Here is a 25,789-nt window from a genome sequence, read left to right as displayed (position 1 = left end):
ATAGCGTGTCTTTTACCAGACATTTTCCAAATCTTTCGGGGTGTATTTATGGTTTCTCGTAAAATAGTAAGTTTTGCGAGTTTTCTTTAATTGTATATTATTATTTCTATTGAATAACCTGTATAATAACGAAATCGGGAAAAGAAGAACAAAAAATACGATAGATAACAAGATTTTTGAGGTGACAAATCCTAACAATTCCGCTATTTTAAACCATAACCAGTTTATTTTGCCGGCAAGGAAATTTGAACACAGCCCGATTATGTTCAATAGTAATGCTGTTACGAGAAGTGTTTTTACGTGGGTAAACGAATAAATTACTATTAACCCCGTTGATATTACAAGTATTGTTTCTAAATTTTTTTCTCTTTTCATAAGTAACAAATCCCGCTATGATTGGATTAAAATAAAGTATAAATAAATGGCGCTACCGCGCTGCTCCCACCTATTACAATTAAAATGCCAATAAGTAATAATATGATAATAATCGGTAAAAGCCACCATTTTTTTCTTTCCTTTAAGAAATTCCACAAATCTTTTAAGAAATCCATAGTTACCTTCCTTTCATTGAACATCTCGCTATAGCTTCTGTTATTATTTTATGAGCCTTTTGGTTGGGATGCGGGTCTTTCAAAACCGAACCCTTACCATTTAAATACCAGTGTTTATATTCTTTGTTGTAATCGTCAGGAGAGTTTAGCCCTCGAAGTAAAAGAGAATCGGCTTCCGCGAAAATAACATTACTATCAGGAAATATTAACTTATGCGAATTTTGAGTATATTGAATGTCTCCCAAATTAAGAATAATCATTTTACTGTTATTTTGTTTGCAAACTTCATAAATGTTTTCATATACAAATTGCTCAACGTCTTTCAATCCTTTGTTCGGCTTTGGGATTATTCCGAACGTTTTTTTTAGTATTGTTATAACTGTATAGTACCCATTATACAAGTATAAGGGTATTCCTATTTCAAATAAAAAGCAAGTATAATCTTTTATACCCTTTTTTGTTTTCTTGAATTTATCTATATTTACGTCAAAAGTCTTCGAATTAAAAGCCCGTGGGCTTATTATATCTTTCCCGCCCTTTGTTCGAGAAACATAAGGCACAGGTATGTTTGCAATCCAAAAAGACGGGACTCTCATACTTGTTGCCCTTTGAACTAACCACGGCGAATATTGAACTACTACAAAATCAGGTTTATAAAGAGGTATTAAATCTTTCGATAACAATAACATCTGGGCAAGTCCGCCTCCGCACAAACCCGCATTTATCGAATATCCTTTTGTCTCCTCTGAAACCAGATACGGAAAACTTTCTTCTGCTAAACATGCTGCCCCAAAAGTAAACGAACATCCCAAAAATAAAAACAATGGTCTTTTCATCTCCGTAGTATCATCGTAAGAAACCGGGACTCTAAATCCATTTTTATCAAATCGTATTGATACATTTTCCCCTATCGGAAAAGTCTCAAATCCTGTTGCATTCGGCACTGACCTGAATCCCAGTTTTTCATCCGATTGCCATAATTTTCCTTCCCATCCGGAAGATGGTTTCTTTACGTAATGATATAATTTATTTGTCATTGCGAATACTAATAAAGAGGCATTGATAAATATAAAAAAAATGATTACTATTAAAATCCAAACAGCCAGAGATTTTTTTCTCGTTAAAATATTTTTATTCCAGAGCCTTTTATAAGTAATTCCTAAACCCCAGAACGTTACAATAATCGCTCTAAAGAAGATTATTAGTATGCTAAATAAAGTTCTTTCCAATCCCAATTTTACTAATCGGGTTTCAATAAAAATAGTCAGAAAATATAGGATAACTACAATGGTTGTAAACAGGAGGAAGTTAAACAAATTCTTCATTTTTAAGGAGATTCTAATCTTTACTCTCTTCCACCCCATACCTGTCTGACTTTTGTTTGGATATCTCCGCAGTAGAAGGAGTGGGAATTGAGTTAAGTATAGCTTCTGTTATTATTTTATGTGCCTTCTGGTTAGGATGCTCATCTGTCATAACCGAATCATGACCATTAAAACACCAATGTTTGTATTCCTTATCATAATCATTTGGTGATTTTAATCTATAAAGTAAAAGAGAATCTGCTTCTGCAAAAACAATATTACTATCAGGAAATATTAACTTATGCGAATTTTCAGTATATTGAATGTCGCCCAAGTTAAGAATAATCATTTTGCTGTTATTTTGTCTGCATACCTCATGAATACCGTTATATACGAATTGCTCTACCTCTTTGATATCCTTATTGGGCATTGGAATTTCCCCTAATATTTTTTTTGTAGTTGCCATGACTATGTAGTAGCTATTATGTAGGTATAAGGGTATTCCTATTTCAAACAAAAAATGGGTATAATCAGTTATGCTTCTTTTTGTTCTTTTAAATTTGTCTACCTTGCATTCTACCTTTACGTCAAAATCCCTGAAATCAAAAACCTTTCGGCTTATTACATTTTTACCATCTTTTGTTTTGGAAATATAAGGTACTGGTATTTTTGTAAGGTAAGTTGGAGCTTCCATGTTTATTGCTCTTTGAGCTAACCACGGCGAATACTGGACTACTACAAAGTCAGGCTTATAACGAGGAATAAACTCTTCAGATAATAAAAACATTTGGGCAAGTCCACCCGCACATACCCCTGCATTCATTGAATAACCTTTTGTAGCTTCTGAAACTAGGTATGGAAAACTTTCTTCTGCTAAACATGCTGCCCCAAAAGTAAAAGAGCATCCTAAGAATAAAAATAAAGGTCTCTTTATTGTTGTATCATTATTAGAAAAAGGAATTCTAAATCCATCTTTGTCAAACCTGAAAGATGTTTTTTTTGCGTAATCGTACAACTTATTTGTTCTATCTATTACTAGTAAAAAAATGTTAATGAATATAAAAAAAGTAGTTAATGTTAAAATCCATAGTATCAGAGATTTTTTTCTTTTTAAAGTCTTTTTATTCCAGAATGTATTATAACTAACTCCCAATACCCAGAAGGTTATAAAAATCGTTCTAAAAAGAATTATTATAGCTGTAAGTGGTCCTCTAAGCAGCTTGATGTCTATATTTATTTTTGTTAGTATTATTTCAATCAAATTTGTTAAAGAATATAGGATAACTATAATAATTGTGAATAATAAAATTTTGAATATTTTTTTCATTATTAGTCTAATTTAAATGTTCTTTCCCAAACTTTTCTTTCTTGCCAATGTGGTTGTTCGGTCTTTTTGTATAAATAATCTCCCATCACCAGGTAATCCATTTCGGTCCGCATAAAACACTTGTAAGCATCTTCCGGAGAACATACAATGGGCTCTCCCCTTACGTTAAAACTCGTGTTAACTATAACACCGTAGCCTGTTTTTTCTTTGAATTTCTGTATAAGCTTCCAGTATCTTTCATTCGTCTCTTTATGCACGGTCTGGATTCGTGCCGAAAAATCAATATGTGTGATTGCCGGAACATCCGAACGCAAAGCGTATAACCTTTTCATTAAAGGCAGGGCATTATAGTTTTGGGGCAGCTTTTTTCTGTGTTCTTTTTTTACGTTCGCCACTAAAAGCATATACGGTGAATGAATGTTCAATTCGAAAAACTTTTTACATTCCTCCGCGAGAACTGAAGGCGCAAAAGGTCTGAACCCTTCGCGGTATTTGATTTTCAAGTTTAACTTTTTTTGCATCTGGGAATTACGGGCATCTCCTAAAATACTGCGGTTCCCAAGCGCGCGCGGACCGAATTCCATTCTCCCCTGGAACCATCCAATCGCATTGCCCTTGTCAATCAAGTCCGCAACTTCTTTCGCTAACTTGTCGAAATTCTCAAATTTCCGGTATACTGCTTTGTATCTTTTGGAGACTAATTCAATGTCAAGTTGAGAGAATTCAGGTCCAAGGTAAGATCCCTGCATTTCATCTAACTTACTTGTAAGTTCTCGTTTTTTATCGAAATAAATATAATACGCGGATAAAGCTGCTCCTAACGCCCCGCCTGCATCGCCTGCCGCAGGCTGTATAAATATGTCGTTAAAGATTTTTGTTCGTAACAGGTTTCCGTTTGCCACGCAATTTAACGCAACTCCGCCTGCCATGCAGAGATGTTTTGCGCCTGTTAATTTTTTTGCTTCTTTTGCCATTTGTATGACAATCTCGTCCGTAACTTTTTGTATGGCAAGAGCAAGGTCGCAGTGAGGCTGTTCTATTTGTGCTTCAGGGAGGCGTCTTCCAAATCCAAATAATCGTTTCCATACTTTGTCGTTTACCATTCTCAGCCCGGTCGCATAACTAAAATATTTTTGGTCTAATCGAATTGAACCGTCTTCTTTTATATCAATTAATTTCTCTTTTATTATTTTTATGTATTTCTCTACGTCTTTGGAATCAGGGTTCCCGTAAGGCGCAAGTCCCATTAATTTATATTCGCCTGAATTTACTACAAAACCTAAATAATAAGTAAAAGCGGAATACAATAACCCGAGGGAGTGGGGGAATCTTAATTCTTTTAAGATTTCTATTTTATTATCTTTGCCGATTCCGATGGATGCCGTTGCCCATTCGCCGACTCCGTCAATCGTCAGGATGGCAGCTTCTTTGTATGGAGACGGGTAAAAAGCGCTTGCCGAATGTGAAAGGTGGTGTTCCGGAAAAAGCAGTTTTACTTTTTTCTTGTTGTATTTTTCTATTTTCAAAAGTTCTTCAAAGATGATTCTCTTAAGAAACATTTTTTCTTTTGTCCATACCGGGATTGATTGCAAAAAAGAACCAATTCCTTTAGGGGCGAAGTTATAATAAGTCTCCAACAGTCGTTCAAATTTTAATAACGGTTTGTCGTAAAAGACAATTGCGTCTAATTCGTCAAGAGAAAGTCCTGAGTAGTGCAGACAGAATTTTACTGCGTTAGCAGGAAAAGAGGAATCGTGTTTTTTTCTTGTGAACCTTTCTTCCTGAGCGGCTGCAAGAATTTGCCCATTATGGATTATTACCGCAGCGGAGTCGTGGTAAAAAGCAGAAATTCCAAGTATATTCATTTATAGCAATCTGAAATTTAATTATTTAGAAGGATTATGTCAATGTATTTTTGGAAAGATGTAAAAAGATTCTTAACTTACTTGCTGTGGTTTTTAATTTATACAAACAATAAACCAACGAAACATCTATTTTATGAAATAAAAACTTATTGACAGAATTGGATTATAATATATAACTTTCATTAATGTATCATAGAATTTTATTAAAGCTCAGCGGGGAAATTCTTTCAGGCAAACAGGGATTCGGCGTTGAACCTGATATGCTTTCGCGAATTACAAAAGAAATCGCGGAAGTTCATAAACAATCCAAACAAATTGCTATCGTTATCGGCGGCGGAAACATATTCCGCGGAGTTGCAGATGCAAAAAAATTACAGATTGACCGTGTAGTTGGGGATTATGTCGGGATGCTTTCAACGGTTACAAACAGCCTGATTCTCCAGAACAGACTTGAATCTCTCGGAATCCCGACAAGAGTTATGAGCGCAATAGAAGTGTCAAAAGTTGCAGAACCTTATATAAGAAGACGCGCCATAAGACACCTTGAAAAAGGCAGAGTCGTTTTGTTTGCCTGCGGAACCGGGAATCCTTATTTTACCACGGATACCGGAGCTGTGCTGAGAGGCATTGAAATTGGCGCAGACGTAATTCTGAAAGGAACAAAAGTGGACGGGGTGTATTCCGCAGACCCAAAGAAAGATAAAAATGCAAAACTGTATAAGAAATTAAGTTATGATGATGTCCTCTCAAGAAAACTCGGAGTGATGGACCTTACCGCCATTACTCTTTGCTCGGAAAATAAATTGCCGATTATAGTTTTTAATATAAGCGAACACGGTAATTTGAAAAAAGTCGTAGAAGGTAAAAATATCGGCACCGTAGTTAATTAATAGATTTTATTCAGTTCCCGGATTTTAGAACAAACCCGCTAACCCGAATGCTTAACTTGGAATTCCCTGCCGCTTGCGGCGTGAGAGATTCATTTTTTGTCAGACAGGAATGTCTGACCTACTACTTCAAGGTATAATTTTTCACAATTAAAATCCCCTACAAAGATTGGAACATCTATTGCAAAAACGCCGTTTCCACCAAGAAGATTGGCGGACAGGTTTGCACTCCATAAAAAAACAAGTGGGCGGTATACATGCTCCTAACAATTTTAAGATACAAAAAAAGTTGGGTAGGTAGGGCTTTAATGCCCTATCCTATTTTATGTTAAATGCTAAAGATGCTTGCGGGATCTGGTTGGGTTGTAGAGACAGATTATAATCTGTCTCTACAAAAGGATATAGTAACCAAGAAAAAGGGTGCGAGTCATTACAATACAAACTTGGGCATAAAAGCCCAAGCTACCCAAGCAAAAGCAGCGTTTCTCCTGCACTTAGCTCGTACTCCAATGCGGACAAGTGTTTCTGCAAAAAATGGAACAGGCATGCCTGTTCTCTACAAGAGGATATAATAATCAAGAAAAAAAGGGCGAGTCGCTGGCTCGCCCTTTTTTAGATGTTTTCAATACTTAAACAAAATTACACTTCTTTTTTGTTTTCTAATTTATTTTCCGAAGCAAGTTTTTCTTTGAAAAGTTCCCCGATACCTGCTATGCTTGATAGAATTCCGGAAGCTTCGTAAGGCAGGAATATTTTATTTGCCTTTCCGTCGGAAATTTTCTGTAAAGCTTCAAGATACTTAATCGCAATAAGGTCGTTTGTCGGTTTTCCTTCATGAATAGCTCCGAAAACAGTTTGAATAGCTTCGCCTTCTCCCTTTGCTACGGTTAATTTCTTGTATCTTTCAGCATCGGCAACGGTTCTTGTTGCCATTGCATCCCCTTCTGCTTTAAGGATTGCGGATTGTTTATGTCCCTCGGCTTCCAGAATCATCGCTCTTTTTTCTCGCTCGGCTTTCATCTGTCTGTGCATTGCCTCGGTAACATCGGCTGGCGGGTCTATTCTCTGAAGTTCAACTCTTGTAACTCTTGTTCCCCATTTGTCCGTTGCATCGTCAAGAATCTGACGCAATTTGGTATTTATTACTTCTCGTGAAGTCAACGATTCGTCAAGCGCTAAATCGCCAACAAGATTCCTTAAGTTCGTTTGAGCAAGTTTTGTAGCGGCAGTATAAAAATCGGCAACGTTATAAGAAACTTTTACCGGGTCTGTAACTTCATAATAAACTACGGCATCAACTTCTACAACGACGTTATCCTTTGTGATTACGCCCTGCGGTGGAACTTCAACTACCTGTTCCCGCATATCTACTTTAATCATTTGTTCCAGAAAAGGCATTATAATTGTTAATCCACTGCCTACGGTGCGCTGGTATTTCCCGAGCCGTTCTATTAAAGCCTTTTCCCATGGTCTTACCGTTTTTATACCTGTAGCGGCAACTATAAAAACTACAAGCGCCAGTATGATATATAGAATTATCATTTTATTCTCCCTCCTTTTGAAGAGTTACTATTAAGTGAGTCCCTTCTATTTTTATAACCTTAACTTTTTTATTTACGGAGATGATTTCTCCCGTTTCGCTGTCTGCTCTCCATTCTTCTTTGTCAAGTCGAACTCTGCCCGTATTTTTCATATTATCTATTGTTTCGAGGACTATCCCGTTCTTTCCGACAAGCCTGTCGGCTCCAATGCCGGGTGGTTGTTTCTTAGTCCATCTTTCCGCAAATTTTCGCGAAAGGGCGAAAAGAACCAAAGAAACAAGTATAAAACTTCCCCATTGCCAGAGCGTCCCGACTTTGAAAAGCGCAAGAATTCCTGCTACCGCAGCTCCTATTCCGAAACATATAAGAAAAAATCCTGCAGTAAATATTTCAGAAATAGAAAAGATTACGGCAAAAATAAACCAGAGTAACCATATTTTATCTCCCATTTTTTCCCTCCTTAAAGTTATTAAAGTATGATATTGTGTAATTGAGCAACTGTCAATAAAAAACGGTCGGGTGTTTGCAAATTAGGTAAATAGAAACACTTAGATGTTACTTTATAAAAACAATGTTCTTAAAGCCCAACTATCCTTAACGAATCGCAGATTTTATTTTATCCACGGAGTCGGTTTTTTCCCATGTGAATTCAGGCTCTTCTCGTCCGAAATGTCCGTAGGAAGCTGTTTTTTGATATATTGGTCTCAGAAGATTTAGCTTTGTGATGATGCCTTTTGGGCTGAGGTCAAAGACCTTTCTCATTGTTTCGGAAAGAATACTGTCTTTAACTTTTCCCGTTCCGAAAGTATCTATTTCAAATGATACCGGCTGGGATTCTCCGATTACGTAAGCGAAATTGACCTGGCATCTTTTTGCTAATCCTGCTTTTACAATGTTTTTTGCAATATATCTTGCCATATAAGTTGCCGAACGGTCAACTTTCGTTGGGTCTTTTCCTGAAAAAGCGCCACCGCCGTGAGGAGCAACTCCGCCGTAAGTGTCAACGATAATTTTTCTGCCGGTTACTCCTGTGTCTGATTGGGGTCCTCCGATTACGAATTTGCCGGTTGCATTGACAAAATATTTCGTTTTGTTATCCAGCCATTTTTTGTCTATTGCTTTTTTGATTACTTTCTCAATTAATTCGTCTACGGCTTTTTTTGACATTCTTTTTCCTGTTTTATCAAGAACGTCTTCACTGTGTTGGGATGCAAGTATGATAGTATCAACTCTTACGGGTTTATCGTTATCGTATTCAACCGTAACCTGTGATTTGCCGTCAGGCCCGAGATAATCAAGTTTCCCCGACTTTCTTGCATTTGCCAATTCTTTGGTTATTTTATGCGCAAGCATAATGGGCAAAGGCATAAGTTCTTTCGTGTCATCGCAAGCGTAACCTATCATTAAGCCCTGGTCGCCAGCGCCACCTGTGTTTACGCCCTGGGCTATATCCGGAGATTGTCTCCCGATTGCATTAAGAACTGCGCAGGTTTCGTAATCAAATCCCCATTTTTCGGTATATCCAATATTTTTAAGTACTTTTCTTACCAATACCGGCAAATCTACGTATCCGGTTGTTGTAATTTCTCCGCCAACTATTGCGAATCCCACGGATATAAACGTTTCGCACGCTACCCTGCCGTATTTGTCCTGGCGAATTACTTCATCTAACACGGCATCCGAAATCTGGTCGCAGATTTTATCGGGATGCCCTTCGGTAACGGATTCGGAAGTTACTAATCTTTTCATTTCTCTACCTCCATTTTTAATTTGACGGTATAAATTAGAGTATATAAATAAATAGGTCAAGAAAAAATTAAAAATAATTTTTTAATAGTAAAATAGGTTTTTGATAATTAACGTAGAAAAATTCCTAGATAACTTTATAATAATGATGTAATATAAAAAAATTGACTTTTATTTATTATCCTCTAACATAAAAATGATGGTGGCAAAAATGAAAGAATCTTTCAAGGAAAAATTACAGGATAACAAAGACCTTCCCAAAGTAGTAGAAATCAATGAAAGTATGAGCAAAAAGTGGGGGACGGGCACAGTTGTTATCCCTGCCCCTAAAGAAGTAGATGAAATTATGAAAAAAGTCCCCTTGGGTAAACTTATTACTATAAATGACATTCGTGACGCGCTTGCCAGAAAACACAATTCTTCCATCGGTTGTCCGATATGCACCGGAATTTTTGCGCGGATATCCGCCGGAGCGGCAGAAGAAGAAATGATTGAAGGAAAGAAAAATATAACTCCTTACTGGAGAACGCTAAAATCAGGTGGAGTTATAAACGAGAAATATCCCGGTGGAGTTGAAGGACAGAAAAAACTCTTAGAAAAAGAAGGTCATAAAGTTGTTAAAAAAGGCAAAAATTATATAGTGGCTGATTTTGAAAAATATTTAGTTGAATTATAAATGTAGCGCAAATCTTTCTTGTCCTTCAATCTTTTTGGTGGAAGATTTGTGTTTGTGACTTTTATGATAGAAGATATATCAAACGAATTGCATCCTCTGGAAATCAAACTTTTGAAGGAGAATATAAAAAGCGTTGACGAAGAAACGTGCATTACATCGGAAAACCAGGGGCCGGCAAATTGGCTGCAACTTAAACAGATAATAGAAGTCACTCCTCAGGTTAAAACTACCGTACATTTAACCGAATTAGGCAAAAAATATTTGGAAGGAACTCCCGAGAAAAAAGTAATAGATTGCATAAAAGAAAGACAGTCGATAAAAATAACCGACATTGATTTCTTAGATGTAGAAGAAAAAAAAGATGCCATAAAGTTTTTGAAATCTTATGATATTATTGAGATACAAGCAGGCGGGATCCTTGTTCTTAAAGAATCTCTCAACCTTGAAAAAATAGAAGTCTTACAAAAATTGATAAAAGATGCCGACAGTAGTATTTTATTTGATGAGTTGGATGAGTTAAAAAAATCCCTTGTAAATGAACGCTATAAAGAACGCGGCAAAACAAGAAATGTTTTTGACCTCACGAAAGAAACTACATATCTTATAAAATTGACCGAACAAGGTAAAAAAGTCTGGGAAGCCGTGCAGAAAAAAGATTTTTCTACGGATGAAATTACCCAGCTTACGCCTGAAATGCTTAAAGATGGTTCTTGGCGGACAAAACATTTCAGGGAATTTAGTTTCGATATTAAGCCAAGACGAATATTAATCGGCAGACCTCATCCGTATGCGGAGTTTATTAACGAAGTAAGGGCAAAACTTGTATCTATGGGGTTTTGTGAAACCAGAGGAGGAATTGTGGAAACGGAATTCTGGAATCTGGATGCTCTTTATATGCCGCAATCTCATCCTGCCCGTGATGTTCATGGAGTATATTTTTTGAAATCTCCTGCTTATGCAAAAACGATAAAAGAAGAAGAAAAGTTTATAAATAACGTATCAAAAGTTCATAAAAATGGCGGTGGAACAGGTTCAAAAGGATGGGGTTATGAATTTGACAATCAACAAACCAAACGGCTGATTTTACGGAGTCAGGGGACTGTAATGTCTGCCCGCGCTCTTGCAGAACATCCCGAACCGTCGGGGAAATATTTTACGATTGCAAGGTGTTTTAGGCCTGATGCCGTAGATTCTACACACGCACCCGATTTTTTACAACTGGATGGCATCGTAGTGAGCGAATCAATTAATTTCAGGGGATTACTTGGATTATTAAAATTATTTGCAAGCGAACTTGCCTGCGCAAAAGAAGTCAAATTTACTCCAAGCTATTTTCCGTTCACGGAACCGTCGGCTTCTTTATATGCAAAACATCCTACACTTGGATGGGTGGAACTTGGAGGCGCAGGAATATTTAGACCCGAAGTTACCGGACCTCTTGGTGTTAAAGTTCCGGTAATTGCTTGGGGATTAGGGCTTGATAGAATGGCAATGATGGCTTTAAAAATTAATGATATCAGGGATTTCTTTTCAAGAGATTTAGAGACAATGAGGTATGTAAATACATAAATGGCAGGCATTACTATTTCAAAAAAAGATTTAGAGTCGTTACTGAAAAAGACTTTATCCGTTGACGAATTAGGAATGTTATTACATTCGGTTAAAGGAGAATTAAAAGAGACCAACGGTGACGAATTAAAAATAGATCTGGATGATACCAATAGACCGGATTTGCTGTGCGTTGAAGGAATCGCAAGGGAGATTAAGAACGAAAAAATACGGAAGAACGCGGATGTTGACACGGAAGAACACGGAAAGACTAAATATCAGATAGTAGTAGATGAGCAGATTCAGAATGTAAGACCATATATCGGGGGGTTTTTAGTAAAAGGATTATCTCTTACGGAAGGTGGATTGGCTCAACTTATACAGACGCAGGAAAAACTTGCAGATAATTATGGACGGAACAGAAAAAATATTTCCATAGGTATTTATAATGCCGAAGAAATAATATTCCCTGTTTCTTATAAAGCGGTTGCTCCTGAAGAAAGAAAGTTTGTTCCTCTTGAATTTGACAGCGAACTTACTTTAAAAGAGATATTGGAGCTTCACCCGAAAGGTAAAGAGTATGCGTATATTTTAAAAGACTTTTCTAAATATCCATTATTGGAAGATAGCAAGGGGAATGTTTTATCTTTCCCGCCAATTATAAATTCTAACTCTGTTGGCAAGGTTCAGGCAGGAAATGTAAATTTGTTTTGTGACGTTACGGGTAACAATATTGAGCAGGTATTACTTATCGTAAATATTATTGCCCAAAACTTAAAAGACAGGGGTGCGGAAATTATCCCGGTAGAAGTGAAATACCCATATGATACAATATTCGGCAAAAATGTTGTTTCCCCGTGTGAATTTAAAGAAGAAATAAAAATTAATAAAACCGATTTTGAAAAGTTATTAGGACTGCAGTTAGACGCAATAAAAATTACGGAAGAATTAAGCAAAAGTGGATATGAGGTAGAAATATCCGGCGAGCAATTTAGAATAAAGCCTCCGTCATATCGTCGTGACATAATGCATTCCGTTGATGTAATAGAAGATTTTGCAATCAGATATGGATACAACAATTTTGAACCGGAAGAGTTAAATGAATTTACTGTGGGAAAAACTACCCTTATAGACCCGGTTATACAGAAATTAAGAAAACTTATGATTGGTGCCGGGTTTGAAGAAATAGTCTCAAATATACTTACTTCAAAAAATCAAATGTTGGGAAACGTGGAACCTTTAGAATCCATAATTGAAATAGAAAACCCGGTTTCCGATACTTATTCTGTCTTGCGAAATTCTATTATCCCTTCCCTTTTGTCCGTCGAGTCCATATCCTCTAAATCTGTTTATCCGCATAAAATATTTGAAATAGGGGAAGTAGTAGTTTCGGATTCAACCGTGGATTATGGAACCAGAACTATCGTTAACCTTACTGCTTTGATATCGTACCCGGAGGCAAGTTTCTCCGACTTACATAGTGTTCTGGATATATTACTATATTATTCTATTCCTGACTCAAAACAAAGTGAGAACGGGGCATATGTTAGCAATCTACAAAAAATTGAACATCCTTCATTTATTAAAGGCAGGGCAGCAAATATATTAGTAAATAATAAAATCATTGGTATTGTTGGTGAAATTCATCCTCAAGTGCTGGAAGACTGGAAGATAAGGAATCCTGTTGTAATGTTTGAATTGAAAGATATCGAAAAAATATTTGTGAAATAAAAAAAAGAGCTAAATAAAACAATATAAGTTTTATTTAGCTCTTTTGCTTTTCCGCAAGATTTATTTCTTCTGTAATTCCTGAGCTTTTTTCATATCAGCGCTATTCTTTTCTTTGTCGCCCATTTTCCAATAAGCGTTTGCTCTGTTTTCATAATACTGCGGGTTGGAAGAGTCTATTTCAATAAGTTTTGTATATGTATCAACTGCAAGTTTATATTCCTGGTTTAAAAGATATAAATCTCCTAAATTGGATAAAGCTTCGGTATCTTTGGGTTTAGAGACTAAGTATTTTTGCAGCACATCTGTTGCCGGTTTGAATTTTTTCTCTTTAACTAAAGAAGCGCTAAGATTAAAGTATGCATCCGAGTAAGTAGAATCCTGTTTAATTGTTTCATTGAATAAACTTTCTGAATTTGAATAGTCTTCTTTTAAGTAATAGATGACGCCTAAACGATATAGCAGTTCCGCATTTTTAGGACTTAGTTCTAATGCTTTTTTGAGTTGTTCCATAGCTTGATCATATTTTTTTTCTTTAGAATAGTATGCGGCGAGGTCCATACATATATCGGGGTTCTTAGGTGCGACCTTACTTGCTTTTTCATAACAAAGGACCATAGAATCCTCTTTCCCTGTTTTTAAGTATGTTTGTGCTAAATTTACATATGCAAGGATAGAATCCGGTTCAACTAATGTTGCCGTCCCAAATCTTTTTTTGGCGATTTCAAAATCTTCTTTTTTTAATGCATCAAGTCCTGCATTATAATAAACAGTCCATAAAAAATATTTCTCTTTTGTTAACTCTGCCTTTTCAGGAGAAGTTTCTCTTAGCTTGTCAAAATACCCACAAGCTTTTTCAAAATCTTTTTTATATGAATAAACAGAGCCAATCCACCATAATGCATCTCCATCATTAGGGTTTTGCTCCAGCTGAATATTGAACTGTTCTATGGCTTTCTCGTACTCTTCTTTCTGGACATATACTTTGCCGGCAGTCATATAAGTACTTGCGCAGCCACAAACTAATACCGCCAATATAGCGGCACAAAAACATCTTTTCATTTTTCCCCTTCCTCCTTTTTGTTGGTGAAAAACAAACACACTTGTTGCCATTCACAATTCTTACAAACTTTTTTCAGTTTTTGTGAATGTTGTTTTATTGTTGTAAAAACTTCTTCCTTCGTTACTCTACCTCCCGGGGTAAGATTTAGCTCTTTCAGAATGATTGAATCCATAGTTTTTATGTGGTCTTTTGAGCATTCTTCTCCGTTGCTGTGGGGGCATTTAACGCAAATTTCATCGCAGGTATCCGTTATCTTTATCCACAAATTGTCGGATGCGTTTAACCTATCTACTACCTGCTTCATATTATCCGTAAAATTTTTGTCGTAACCATACCCTTGGAACCCCTGAGTACAAAGGAGATGGTGTCCTCTTAATTTGATAGTATCAAGGTCGTTAATATTTATTAGAAGAATATAGGTCCTTGTCTACTTCTTCATTATAGGAAGCTTTAGGCAATATGCTTGAACTAATTCCTGCCGCAAAACAGGATTTAATTAAATCTACTCCGATAAAAGGAAGTACTCCTTTTATCAGTGTTTCTTTCAATCCCGAATGAATAACAACTGCAAGCCCCATTGCTCCGAAACCGTAGATTATGATTACACCTATTATCATTAAACCAAACTGGGATAAGAATTTTCTGTTCCCGATTTTTCTGTCCGTAAGTTTGCCAATGATAAAAGCAGAGAAAATAAACCCTATAAGATACCCTATCGTTGGGTCGCCTATGATATTTAACCCGCCTTTTGCGCCTGCAAACCACGGCAGACCAAGAATCCCAAGGCATACATAAATTCCCTGGCTTATGGCGCCGAACAACCCTCCACATATTACACCGCTCAAAAGTGCGCCAAAAACCTGTCCTGTAATTGGAACAGGTGTAAAGGGGAGCGGGATATATATTTGAGCCATTAGTCCCGTAACTCCTGCCATACTAAGCGCTAAAAAAAGTTTTTTTGTCGAGCTTAATTCCTGTCTCCAGTGAAAAAATGCATATCTTACTTGCAACCATTTACCCAATAATACGTTTTCCATTTATCCTCCCGAAAATTGTTATTTTATTATCTACTTATTTACTTTACTTATAATATAGTGTCAACTAAATTTTTGATAAACTTTTTTTATTTATCCTTGAATATATAGAATATACAAACCTATCGGCCTAAAGAATTTCTGTTACTGGATAATTCTAAACTTGATTGTCATTACGCCTGAAGTTTTGCCAGAAGATATTTTCTCCCATTTCCAATTATCCTTAATCCAATTTATTGCTCCATTATCCCAATCAGGGAATCCTGTTGAGGATATTATATTTTGAGAACCTGTTATTATTTTACCTTCGGAATCTACCTCTAATTGAAACGAGAGTGTTGCTTCTAATCCCTGTTGTTTTGCCCAATCAGGGTAAGGCGGCAGAGAACCTTCAATTCTTTTTCTGGGAAGCATGACGAAGACTTCTACTTCCATTTCTGGTTTTGGTTCTATTTCTCCCGTCGGATTCTTTCTTTTTTTAAGTTCTTTTATAATTGTATCTAACATATAAACGATATTAAAAAATTGTCTGGAAGTATCCGTAATAGTAACCGTCTTTGTAATAGAGTTGTTGTTATACGTTATTGTATGCACAATGTTATCCGTTACCGGATTTGTTGCATATTTATTTTTTAATGAAAAAAATTTGTTTTCATCGAACACATTAATTATTTTTTGTATGGCATCTTTATCAAGCGTATCCGTTAGTTCTCGCTTTACCTTTACAGCAACAAGACTTTTACCAACGTTTTTAGATCGTATGCTATAGTATATTTCTCCATTTTTTAAAATAGTTAATGTAATTATGTTATTATATTTACCTCCGGTTACTAAGTAGTGTACTAAAATGTCCTTTTTATATTTTATAGGTGCTGTACTGTCTTCGTTTTCGGCTTTAACGCTGTTGGTAATATTTAAGCTTATCAAAATTATTAGCAGCGGCCATTTTATATTGGATTTAATCACCTTTTGCCTTTTTATAAGGGCTATCGTTAAAGACTTTTGGGGGCAGTTGTCCAGCAGAGCTGGATAGGGATCTCTAAGGGCGTTCCGCCCAAGAGCTTGCTTACCCCAACCTACCCACCTCAAACTATATTATCGTATGCAACTTAACCACTTTTATAGGTTTATACCCATCTGTTTTCACAAAGTAAATACCTGCTTTCAGGTTTTCCCCTATTGCTGCTTTAGTCATTTTGTCATTAGGCAATTGAGTCATTGAATGAGTCTCCACTAATTTTCCGCTTATATCATAAATTTTTATATTCGTCCTGCTGTTTCCATTCACGATTGAATAACTAATAACGCTAGTCGAAGTAAACGGGTTGGGAGATATTTCTAATTGCGGATTGCGAATTTCGGATTTTGGGTTGGATTTTTCCTCGGTTCCTGTTGCGCATCCTTCATACCATTTCGATGGAATGCCGTTTGCTATCACCCATAATCTATAATACCCGTCTGCAAAACCGACAGGTGGATTGATTGTCGTGCTTGTTTCGCTCCACAAACTGCTGTTCGGCGTATAAAGCATATCTCCGCCTCCGTTGGATTGCCAGTTCCCTCCCCCTATCCTTACAACGGATACTATCGGATGGTCGTTTGAAGTAATATGACAATAGTTTCCGCCGTCTGCTTCCGAAACCCCTCGGAATAATGTTCCGTTTATAGTCATAGGAGAAGTTATGTGGGTTACTGAAGGAGAGCTTGTTATCGTTGGCTGCCAGTCTCTCTGGTACCCAAGTCCAACGTCATATTCTTCTACCGCGCCGACATAACTTGTATTTTTCCCACCGATTACAAGAATATAAGGTTGTAAATCGGTAACAAGAACGGATGATTGATAAGCCCTTGCGGTAGGAAGTTGAGCAGTAATTTTCCAATTATGTATATTTAAAGTGGAATCGAATTCTGCTGCCGGGTCCCAAATTTCTGCGCTGGAAGTATAACTTGTCCCATCAAAACCACCGGTAGTAAGAACAAGTCCGGAATAAAGAAGCGTGGAATTATGCTGGTAACGAGCCTGGTTTAAACTTGCTTCCTGTGTCCACGTATTTGCAACCGGGTCATAAATTTCACAACTTGCAAGTGCAGTTGACCCATTGTTTGTTCCTCCGATTATAAGAACTTTCCCGGATTGTAAAAGTATTGAACTATGCCAGTATCTTGCAGTGTTTAAGTTTGCGGCGGCTGACCAATTCGTTCCGTTCCATATTTCACAGCTATTAGTTGCCGTTCCTCCCGTAGTTTGTCCCCCAATTACAAGTATGTTCCCATTAAAAAGCAATACTGCCGAATGTCTTGCCCTCGGTGTGCTCATACCTGTAGCGCTTGACCAGCTTGTTCCGTTGTATATTTCACAACTCGAGACATAACTTCCTGCATTTTCTCCACCGGTTACAAACACATTGGTGCCGTTGGTTAATAAAGTAGCGCTATGGTCGAATCTCGAATCAGTCATATCAGTCGTGTTTGTCCACAATTCCGTGTTTACATCATAAGTTTCGCAGGATTTTAGAGTCCCTGAAGTATTTTTCCCACCCGTAACAAGGACTAATCCGGACGACATTAGAACTGCGGTGTGGTTACTTCTTTCCGTGTTCAAATCCCCGGTAACTTGAATTGTTTTTCTTCTGTAATTGTATAGTTCGCATTTTTTCATCGCTCCGCTTGAGTTTTCTCCGCCGACTATAAGAACGTTTGTGCTGCAGTTACTCGTGTGAACGATAGGCAAAGGCGTTGTTGTGTGAGCGGCTCTTGCATAAGTTAAGGATGGTCTTGCCGTAAATACTCCATCAGACGGGTCGTATATTAAAGAAAACGCAGATGGATTCGATGCGGATCCTTTTCCGCATCCCGCCAATAATACCTTACCCGTCTGTAAAATAAATGCGGAATTATGACTTGCCGCACCAAATGTAGATATCGGTGGAATAAGATTATCGGTTAATGCCCATGTTCCCGATGAATCCGGGTTATAAAGTTCACAGGTAAGTGAAGCAGAAGCTGCTCCTCCATTATCCGGGTCCGAACTTATCATTAGAACTTTTCCTGAAGGTAATAGAACGGATTCCGATATAACTCTTGGTCCGTAAAGCAAGTTTCCGGTATTTGCCCATGTTTTTGCTACCGGGTCGAAAAGCTCACAAGTAACTCCGGCGCTAGTTCCTCCCGCAACCAATACTTTGCTTAATGGCGGCGGTAATAAAATAGCCGTATGGCAAAATCTGCTTTTTGCGGGTATTGGAGCTGTAGTCCATACGCCTGTCGTTGGATTATAAGTGCTGGCAAACGTGTTTTTAATTACAAGAACTTCGCCTGTGGGAAGTAATGTTTCCGTCCCATTATTAATATCGCTAACGTTTCCTGTTGAGGCTACAGCGTCGGTAGAATAATCGTAGAGATAACAAACCGAAGTCCCAATTAGAAGGACTTTGTTGTTTTTAAGTAAAGTGACATTGTTCTTTGTCGCTGCCGTAAAAGAAGTCCCGGATGACCCCCAGCTATCATTTGTCGGGTCATAAAGATGGAGGGCGTTTGCGGGTGCGGTTTGTAGTATTTTGCCGTTAGGGAGCAATATCCCGGCATAATGGTCGGTTAAACCCGAAAGAGTTTTTGCCGTCCATGACCCTGTTGAAGGGTCAAAGACTTCGTATTCTGCAGTCCATTTTACTCCCTCTATTACTACCTTACCGTTTGTAAGAAGGGCTCCACTGTACCCCATAGACCACGTAGCTCTTCTCCCGGTTATACTCCATCTCCCGCCTTCTATCGCAAAACTAAATAAAAACATTAAAGAAGAAATTAATAACAAATTAATAAATTTTCTCATTTCCCCCCCTGCTACGATATTATTCTTTTATTTATTGCGCACGTTAATTATACATATATGTATTCTTATTTATAAAAAGTCAAGCCCAAAAACTTTTGGAATCTATTTCTTTTGAAAATACCCATCTACCCCAATAAATTCGCTCATTTTAGTTCGCTCATTTTTCCCATAAAGGATAACAATCCCTAATCGCTATCGCTCAAGGTTTTGTAATAAGGGGTTTCGCTATGCTTTACCCCTCAACGGTTATCCAGTAAAAGATGGATAACCTGCTCCCCTGCTCTGGCGGGGTATTAAATCCACGCCCTTCGCACTAAGGGGCATCCCCCCTTATTTATAAGGATTCCCAGGGTTATCTTATAAATAAATTATTGACAAACAAGCAATGCAGTATAACCATTAAAGTATGTTCCCGACAAGATATCTATCAGGACAAAAAACTAGTATGGGATACGGATAAATTCTCTGCAGGCGGTTACTTTGAATTACTCAAAAATTAATTTTATTGAAATAATATTTTAATAAGGGGAGGAAAAATGGAAAATACAATTGATGTTGGTAAATATAAGATTCCTCAAAACGGTATAATAAAATTACCAAATTCAAAACTGAAAGTATTAAGCAAATTCCTTAGTAAGGATAAAACAAAATCAATGAGGTATACTGGGGAAAAGGGAATGGACGGTAGTAAATTTTTTGAGGATGATAGACTTACAATAGTATTAGAGGATAATTTTTATTGTCATTTTATAAGCAAGATGACTTTGAAAGAAGCAGAACAATTTAGGAACAATTTAACTAAAGTTATAGAATATAAACAAAAAGGTGGAAAGGGACAGATAGTTATGCCGACACACACAATAACGGAAATAAAAGAAAAAATAAAGAACCAAAAATTAAGTAAAAAGGAAAGCAAGCTCATCCTTTCTTCTTATTCCAAATCTCTGAAAACTGAATAACTAATTTCACAATCATTTCTTACGCTCTTTCAAAATTATAAAAATAATAGACAAGAAAACACAAGCAGTTTAGTATAATAAAAAAGCAACCCAGCAGAGCTGGATAAGTTAGAGTCCCGATAGTGGGATAGCGACCTCTAAGTCAGACAAGCTGACAAGAGTCTGCTATAATGCTTCTACGTTGCAAACTCTAACTAAGGAGGATATATGTCAAAGATGAAATATTTTGTATGGGCTTTTATTATTGCATTTAGTGCTAATGCACAGCCTCGTTCCGGGGAGAATGATGTGGTGTTTCGCGCAATGGGGGAAGAGTTAACCCGCTCTTTGAAAGAACTTAAAGGTGCAAAAGATGCTCCGATTTATTTCTTACAATATACAATAATAGACGAGAAAAACGTATCAATGAGCAGTTCGTATGGCGCACTTAAATATAATAAAACAAGTCATAACAGGTCTTTAACCACAGACGTAAGAGTTGGAAGTAATAAACTTGATAATACGCATGAACTTCGTGGTAACCAGTTTGATTTTGATTATTCGGATTATATACCTAATGTAACTGAAGTCCCTATAGAGGACAATTTGAATGCGATAAAAGCAGTAATATGGAAAGAGACAGACCGTATATATAAAAAAGCACAGGAAAAGCTGATAAAAGTGCAGACAAACCAGGACGTAAAAGTTGCTAAAAAAGACACTTCGGATGATTTTTCTATCGGGACTTCCTGTAAATATATTGGTGAAAAGAAGGAATTACAACTTGATACAACGAGTTGGAAACCGATATTGAAGAAGCTTTCCACAAAGTTTAAACAATACCCGTGGGTATATAGTTGTAATATAAATTTGGGTGGTAAGGCATCAAATAAATACATTGTAAACAACGAGGGAACCATAATACGTGAAGGGTTTGGCAGCTACTCTATTTTTGTGACGGTAGGAACGACTGCAGAGGACGGGATGGATATTTACCTGTACCAGTCTTTTTATGCATCTACTGCGGAGGGGCTTCCGGCAGAAGACGTGATTGCGGGATCCATAGATTCTTTGATAAAGGAACTCCTGATTCTTAAAAATGCTCCTTTAGTTGATCCGTATACCGGCCCGGCGATTTTTGTAAACAAGGCGAGCGGAGTTTTCTTTCATGAAATTTTTGGTCATAGAATTGAAGGGCATCGTCAGAAAAGTGAAGATGAAGGGCAGACATATACCGGTAAAGTTGGACAAGTCGTGTTGCCGGAGTTTTTGTCCGTCTATGATGACCCTACGCAGGAGGAATTCAAAGGAACAAAATTAAACGGGTATTACTTATATGATGATGAAGGCGTGAAATCAGAAAGAGTAAATATAGTAGAGAATGGAGTGTTGAAGAATTTTTTAATGTCACGGTCGCCCGTCAAGGGGTTTAAGCATTCGAACGGGCATGGACGAAGGGAAGCGGGATATAGGATTGTTGCAAGACAGGGAAATTTATTTGTGGAATCTGGGAAACAAATGCCGTTTAATGAGCTTCGCAATACTTTAATAGAAGAGTGCAAGAAACAGGGAAAGCCTTATGGACTTATATTTTATGATATTTCAGGTGGTTTTACGATGACACAAAGATATTCTCCTCAAGCGTTTAAGGTTATTCCGCTTCTGGTAAAGAGAGTGTATACGGACGGGAGGGCGGATGAATTAGTGAGAGGCGTGGATATCGTGGGAACTCCGTTAACATCGTTTAATAAGATAATTGCTGCGGGGAATGACCCTGAAATATTTAACGGGGGGTGTGGAGCGGAGTCGGGTTGGGTTCCGGTTGCATTGATTTCTCCTTCTATACTGGTATCGGAAATAGAGGTGGAGAAAAAAGAAAAATCTCAGGATAAACCACCGCTGTTAAAAGCACCGTTGGATAGCAGCAAAGAAGTAGGTAGTAGAAAGTAGGCAAGGAAACAAGAAACTTATTTTAATTTTTGAGTTAATAAAATTAATAAAAAGTGGAGGGGAAAATGAAGAAACTTACTTTTGTTGTAATGGTTTTTTTGTTTTCGGTTGTGACGGCTTTTGCGGAAGAAACAACAGTCAAAGCCGGAGAATCAGTAATTTTCAGAGCTATGAGTGACGAACTTAATCGTTCTATGACACAACTGAAGATGCAAAACAGGGCTGCTCCTTATTATATTAGTCATATAATAGGGGATACGCGAACGGTTATTATTGAGGCAAATTCAGGAGCAATTATTTCAAGCGATGAATACGGATATAAAAATTTATTTATAAACTTAAGGGTTGGCAGCTATGATCTCGACAACAGTAATTTTGTGAGTGATAGAGATTTCGGATTTATGAAAATGGGCGAAAGGGGAAGTGTTCCAATAGAAGACGACTATGATGCCATCAGATACGAGATATGGTTGCTTACGGATAATGCCTATAAAACAGCACTTGAGAAAATGGCAAAGAAAAAAGCAACCCTTGAAAATCGGCAAATAACGGAAAAATTAGCTGATTTTACAAAATGTAAAGCTACAAGTTGTATAAGCGAAGAAGTAAAACTAAACGTAGATAAAAAACAGTTGGAGTCTTGTGCAAAAAATTTATCCGCTATATTTCACGAGTTTCCAAAAATTCAGTCTGCTAGAGTTGTAATATCATCCGGGGTTACCACAAAATACTTTGTTGATAGCGAAGGCAGTAAACACAGGGATAATAAACCTACAACGTATGTTGAGGTGTCTGCGAATACTCAAACCACGGAAGGGGTGCCGATAAATGATAAAATAGGTTTTTACGGAGAGAAGGTTAGTGATTTGCCCGATGAGAATACGATTAAAGCGAAGGTGAAAAATTTTGCCGCCGAATTGTCGCAAAAAGTGGGATTAAAAAAAGATGAGGAATATTCTGGACCTGTGTTGTTTGAGGGAGAAGCATCTGCATTATTGTTTTATCAAATAGTCGGCAAGGGAGTATCCAATTCCCGGACTCTGCTTTTTGAAAACGATAGGTTAGGCAAATCGTTTCCGCGCGAAGGCGGGTTTTTAAGCGGCAAGCTGAACCAGATAATACTGCCTGTATCTTTTAATATATATGATGACCCTGCGATGAAGGAATATAAAGGGAAAACGCTTATCGGGGGGTATGTAGTGGATGATGAGGGGGTTCCCGGAGAGAAAATAACACTTGTAGAGAATGGGAAACTTCTAACTTTGCCGATAGGCAGAGCTCCCACAAAAGATTTGAAAGTTTCCAATGGGCATGGAAGATCACAGGGGTGGGAAGCGCCGGTTGGGAGAGTCAGTAATATGATAGTAGAAAGTAAAGATGGGCAAGGTAATATAAAGGAAAAATATATCCAATTACTGAAAGACCGGAATCTTAAATATGGAATAGTGATTACGAGACTGAAAGGATATGGCAAGGAGGATAGTGACGGGTCAACATTTTACTTCGGTGGAGAGAAAAAACAGGAGAGTTTGCTTCCCAATCCAGTATCAGCTTATAGATTATACGCAGACGGGCATAGCGAAATTGTCAAAGGGATGGAGTTTGAAAACCTGACTTATAAGTTGTTGAAAGATATTATAATTGTTGGAGAAGAGAATACTGCTCATAATTTTATTATCAGAAATCAATCCGGGCAAAGTGTCTGTATGTCTGTGATATCGCCCTCGATAGTGGTTGATGATTTGGAACTTAACCCGTCGGAAGGGAAATCGGTAAAGTTTCCGGTAGTTTCACAGCCTGTGTGGAAGTGAACAACTTTTGAACCTAATAACAGAAAAAGCCCTTCGGAGATTTTTCGAAGGGCTTTTGATTTAACAAATAACTTTTACTTCATAACAATACATTTGGTGGTGGCAGTTCCCGTATTGCATATAAGTTTCACAAGGTAAATTCCCGTTGGGAAATTAAATTCAAGCGTATGATTACCTGCCTTTTTGTTTTCCGAATCTACTACACTTACAACTCTCCCGGTTATATCGTATATTCTAAAGGAAACATTACTTTCTTTTGCAAGTGTATAGGCTATCTCTTTTTTGGCTATATTATAAGAACAGGATAGCGCTTTTTTCTGTTCGGCTTCCTTTATTCCGGCAGGGTGTTCTTCGTATTCAACCCATATTGTATCTACAATTGCTACCCCTCCGGCATTGCAAAGCGAATCATCAACTTCTATACGATATTGAAAGTATTGTGTATGGGGGAAACTTATAAGACTGTCTCCCGAATATCTCATTGGCGAACTCCAAGGAGATGCCTCGACATCCGGTATTGATAATCCGCATCTAACCCTGTATGTCATAGTATAACCGTCAGGTACGCAATCATGCCACCCGAATCTAAGCCAGAGGACATTTTTGGAAACATCAAGTATTGACGATTCAAGCCAGGCATGGTCTTCATATCCCTTTGCCATCAGATTTTTCCAGAACGCAAATTTGCCCTTGTCCGTATAAAGAATGTCCATTGCTTTGTCAGATACTTCACCACAAGGGCCATTTCCCATATTGCACCCGTATACCCAATGACAATCCGAAGCATTTCCTAAAAAATGTTCCTTGAAACTTCCGTCGCTAACCTGTTCAAACCAGCCAATCGCTTGATACCCTCCAATTATATCTACCCTGTCACTCATATCTATATCTACTGCCATTCCACCATCACCATATTTACTTATGCCGCTGGTAACGGGATGATATGTAAAATTGCTTCCTGTCCCGTTATTCTCCAACCAGAAAAAATCACCACTCTGGGCGCTGACTCCGATATCCATAAAACCGTCTGCATTTATATCACTTGGCCAGCTGCCATCAAGTTTAACGCTGTTATACCTGTAAACAAGGTTGAAATTTCCCGCCCCGTCATTCAAGTATACTCTTATGTTCTTGGCGTTAAACGCAGATGTCTGGATATCAAGAAACCCGTCGTTATCGAAATCCGCAAGATTCGTTCTCCACGTAGTATCGGCGTTGGCAAGTTTTGAACTTGTAAAGTTCATACTGCTGTTGTTTTTGAAGATGTAAACCGTCCCTTCCCATTTGTTGGTGGAGATGTTACTGCCTTTTTGCGCCACGATATCAATGTCTCCATCGTTGTCAATATCGGCGGCTCTTGCAAAATACCATCCCCCGGATGTTAGTTTATGCTGGGTAAACACCATATTGTTGTTGTCAAACCAGAATAAACCTTCGTCTCCGGACACCACAATGTCGCTGTCCCCGTCAATATCCAGATCATAAGGCCAGATGGTCCCATGACTTCCAATGGTAAGAGTGGTATCTATTATATGTTTAGCAAACGCAAACGAATCCTGTTGTTCATACCATACAACAAAATCCGAGAATACTGCAACCAAATCGTAATCCCCGTCTAAATCCATATCTCCCGGCATAATTACGTTATGTCCGCCAATCAGGGCGTTTGTATCTATGGTATATAACTTCCAATTAGACGTATCAATTCCATAGGGTTTAAGAGAAATTTGGTTAGGAAGACTGTAAACAATGTTGGAACAAGTGTCAAAATCGTTATCCCAGGTAACAAGGGAAACATTCTCTCCGGGGCCACTATACCAGTTTGTCTGAGTTTCTATAGTAGCTCCAAGATACCAGAGAAGGAGAAGAATTATTGCGTTTGTCATGTTGACCACCCCCTTTTTCACTTTAGTTATATAGCAATATCCGTGTCATTAGTTCGAAATAACGGCTAACCAATTGTTTTTTATGAAGTTACGTTGTTTTGGAAA

Annotated in this window: 21 protein-coding genes; 7 read left to right on the top strand and 14 right to left on the bottom strand. The window is 37.6% G+C overall.

Annotation, left to right across the window (positions count from 1 at the left end):
- Positions 1-12 precede the first annotated feature (12 nt).
- From WC614_01195 to WC614_01175, 5 genes are all read right to left on the bottom strand, one after another.
- Entirely contained in the window at positions 13-375 is a 363-nt protein-coding gene (locus WC614_01195) for a hypothetical protein (protein MFA5031611.1), read from the bottom strand.
- Positions 376-401: 26 nt separating this feature from the next.
- Positions 402-551 (bottom strand): DUF5989 family protein, encoded by a 150-nt coding sequence (locus WC614_01190; GenBank protein ID MFA5031610.1) that lies wholly within the window; start codon positions 549-551, stop codon positions 402-404.
- A gap of 2 nt (positions 552-553) precedes the next feature.
- Positions 554-1,588 (bottom strand): hypothetical protein, encoded by a 1,035-nt coding sequence (locus WC614_01185; GenBank protein ID MFA5031609.1) that lies wholly within the window; start codon positions 1,586-1,588, stop codon positions 554-556.
- A gap of 301 nt (positions 1,589-1,889) precedes the next feature.
- Positions 1,890-3,182 (bottom strand): hypothetical protein, encoded by a 1,293-nt coding sequence (locus WC614_01180; GenBank protein ID MFA5031608.1) that lies wholly within the window; start codon positions 3,180-3,182, stop codon positions 1,890-1,892.
- A gap of 2 nt (positions 3,183-3,184) precedes the next feature.
- Positions 3,185-5,047: a carbamoyltransferase gene (locus WC614_01175; protein MFA5031607.1), complete on the bottom strand. Its 1,863-nt coding sequence runs from the start codon at positions 5,045-5,047 to the stop codon at positions 3,185-3,187.
- Between the two features lie 185 nt (positions 5,048-5,232).
- Here WC614_01175 and pyrH point away from each other — a divergent pair, with 185 nt between their 5' ends.
- Complete coding sequence (gene pyrH / locus WC614_01170) at positions 5,233-5,937, top strand: UMP kinase (protein ID MFA5031606.1); 705 nt, start codon at positions 5,233-5,235, stop codon at positions 5,935-5,937.
- Between the two features lie 636 nt (positions 5,938-6,573).
- Here pyrH and WC614_01165 read toward each other — a convergent pair.
- The 3 genes from WC614_01165 to metK form a co-directional block, all read right to left on the bottom strand.
- Entirely contained in the window at positions 6,574-7,476 is a 903-nt protein-coding gene (locus tag WC614_01165; GenBank protein ID MFA5031605.1) for an SPFH domain-containing protein, read from the bottom strand.
- Position 7,477: 1 nt separating this feature from the next.
- Positions 7,478-7,924: an NfeD family protein gene (locus WC614_01160; protein MFA5031604.1), complete on the bottom strand. Its 447-nt coding sequence runs from the start codon at positions 7,922-7,924 to the stop codon at positions 7,478-7,480.
- 145 nt (positions 7,925-8,069) lie between these two features.
- Positions 8,070-9,224, bottom strand: coding sequence for a methionine adenosyltransferase (gene metK, locus WC614_01155; protein MFA5031603.1), 1,155 nt, complete (start codon positions 9,222-9,224; stop codon positions 8,070-8,072).
- 193 nt (positions 9,225-9,417) lie between these two features.
- Between metK and WC614_01150 the strand changes: the two genes are divergently transcribed.
- The 3 genes from WC614_01150 (at position 9,418) to pheT (ending at position 13,176) form a co-directional block, all read left to right on the top strand.
- On the top strand, positions 9,418-9,897 hold the full coding sequence (locus WC614_01150; protein ID MFA5031602.1) for a hypothetical protein: 480 nt from the start codon (positions 9,418-9,420) through the stop codon (positions 9,895-9,897).
- A gap of 63 nt (positions 9,898-9,960) precedes the next feature.
- A complete protein-coding gene (locus WC614_01145) occupies positions 9,961-11,466 on the top strand; it encodes a phenylalanine--tRNA ligase subunit alpha (GenBank protein ID MFA5031601.1) in 1,506 nt (501 codons plus the stop codon).
- Entirely contained in the window at positions 11,467-13,176 is a 1,710-nt protein-coding gene (gene pheT, locus WC614_01140; GenBank protein MFA5031600.1) for a phenylalanine--tRNA ligase subunit beta, read from the top strand.
- 60 nt (positions 13,177-13,236) lie between these two features.
- On the opposite strand, the gene WC614_01135 is transcribed toward pheT, so the two are convergent.
- From WC614_01135 to WC614_01115, 5 genes are all read right to left on the bottom strand, one after another.
- Positions 13,237-14,235, bottom strand: coding sequence for a tetratricopeptide repeat protein (locus tag WC614_01135; protein ID MFA5031599.1), 999 nt, complete (start codon positions 14,233-14,235; stop codon positions 13,237-13,239).
- Complete coding sequence (locus tag WC614_01130) at positions 14,232-14,618, bottom strand: DUF1284 domain-containing protein (GenBank protein MFA5031598.1); 387 nt, start codon at positions 14,616-14,618, stop codon at positions 14,232-14,234. The genes WC614_01135 and WC614_01130 overlap by 4 nt, the downstream gene beginning before the upstream one ends.
- 13 nt (positions 14,619-14,631) lie before the next feature.
- A complete protein-coding gene (locus WC614_01125) occupies positions 14,632-15,273 on the bottom strand; it encodes a biotin transporter BioY (protein MFA5031597.1) in 642 nt (213 codons plus the stop codon).
- 141 nt (positions 15,274-15,414) lie between these two features.
- A complete protein-coding gene (locus WC614_01120) occupies positions 15,415-16,236 on the bottom strand; it encodes an energy transducer TonB (GenBank protein ID MFA5031596.1) in 822 nt (273 codons plus the stop codon).
- Between the two features lie 124 nt (positions 16,237-16,360).
- Positions 16,361-19,099 carry a kelch repeat-containing protein gene (locus tag WC614_01115; protein MFA5031595.1) on the bottom strand — a complete coding sequence of 913 codons (2,739 nt, stop codon included), beginning with the start codon at positions 19,097-19,099 and terminating at the stop codon, positions 16,361-16,363.
- Between the two features lie 536 nt (positions 19,100-19,635).
- Here WC614_01115 and WC614_01110 point away from each other — a divergent pair.
- From WC614_01110 to WC614_01100, 3 genes are all read left to right on the top strand, one after another.
- Positions 19,636-20,058 (top strand): hypothetical protein, encoded by a 423-nt coding sequence (locus tag WC614_01110; protein ID MFA5031594.1) that lies wholly within the window; start codon positions 19,636-19,638, stop codon positions 20,056-20,058.
- A gap of 207 nt (positions 20,059-20,265) precedes the next feature.
- The gene (locus WC614_01105) at positions 20,266-21,987 is read left to right on the top strand and encodes a metallopeptidase TldD-related protein (protein MFA5031593.1); all 1,722 of its coding nucleotides are present in this window, start codon (positions 20,266-20,268) and stop codon (positions 21,985-21,987) included.
- Positions 21,988-22,052: 65 nt separating this feature from the next.
- Positions 22,053-23,798 (top strand): metallopeptidase TldD-related protein, encoded by a 1,746-nt coding sequence (locus WC614_01100; protein ID MFA5031592.1) that lies wholly within the window; start codon positions 22,053-22,055, stop codon positions 23,796-23,798.
- Positions 23,799-23,872: 74 nt separating this feature from the next.
- Here the strand turns inward: WC614_01100 and WC614_01095 are convergent, their stop codons facing one another.
- On the bottom strand, positions 23,873-25,684 hold the full coding sequence (locus WC614_01095; GenBank protein MFA5031591.1) for a T9SS type A sorting domain-containing protein: 1,812 nt from the start codon (positions 25,682-25,684) through the stop codon (positions 23,873-23,875).
- Between the last annotated feature and the right edge of the window lie 105 nt (positions 25,685-25,789).

This window comes from bacterium, from assembly GCA_041649255.1.
Classification (GTDB): domain Bacteria; phylum Hydrothermota; class UBA3073; order JACQXS01; family JAQTXJ01; genus JAQTXJ01.
Note: the sequence above shows the minus strand (reverse complement) of the source record. Positions and strands in the feature narration are given on the sequence as shown.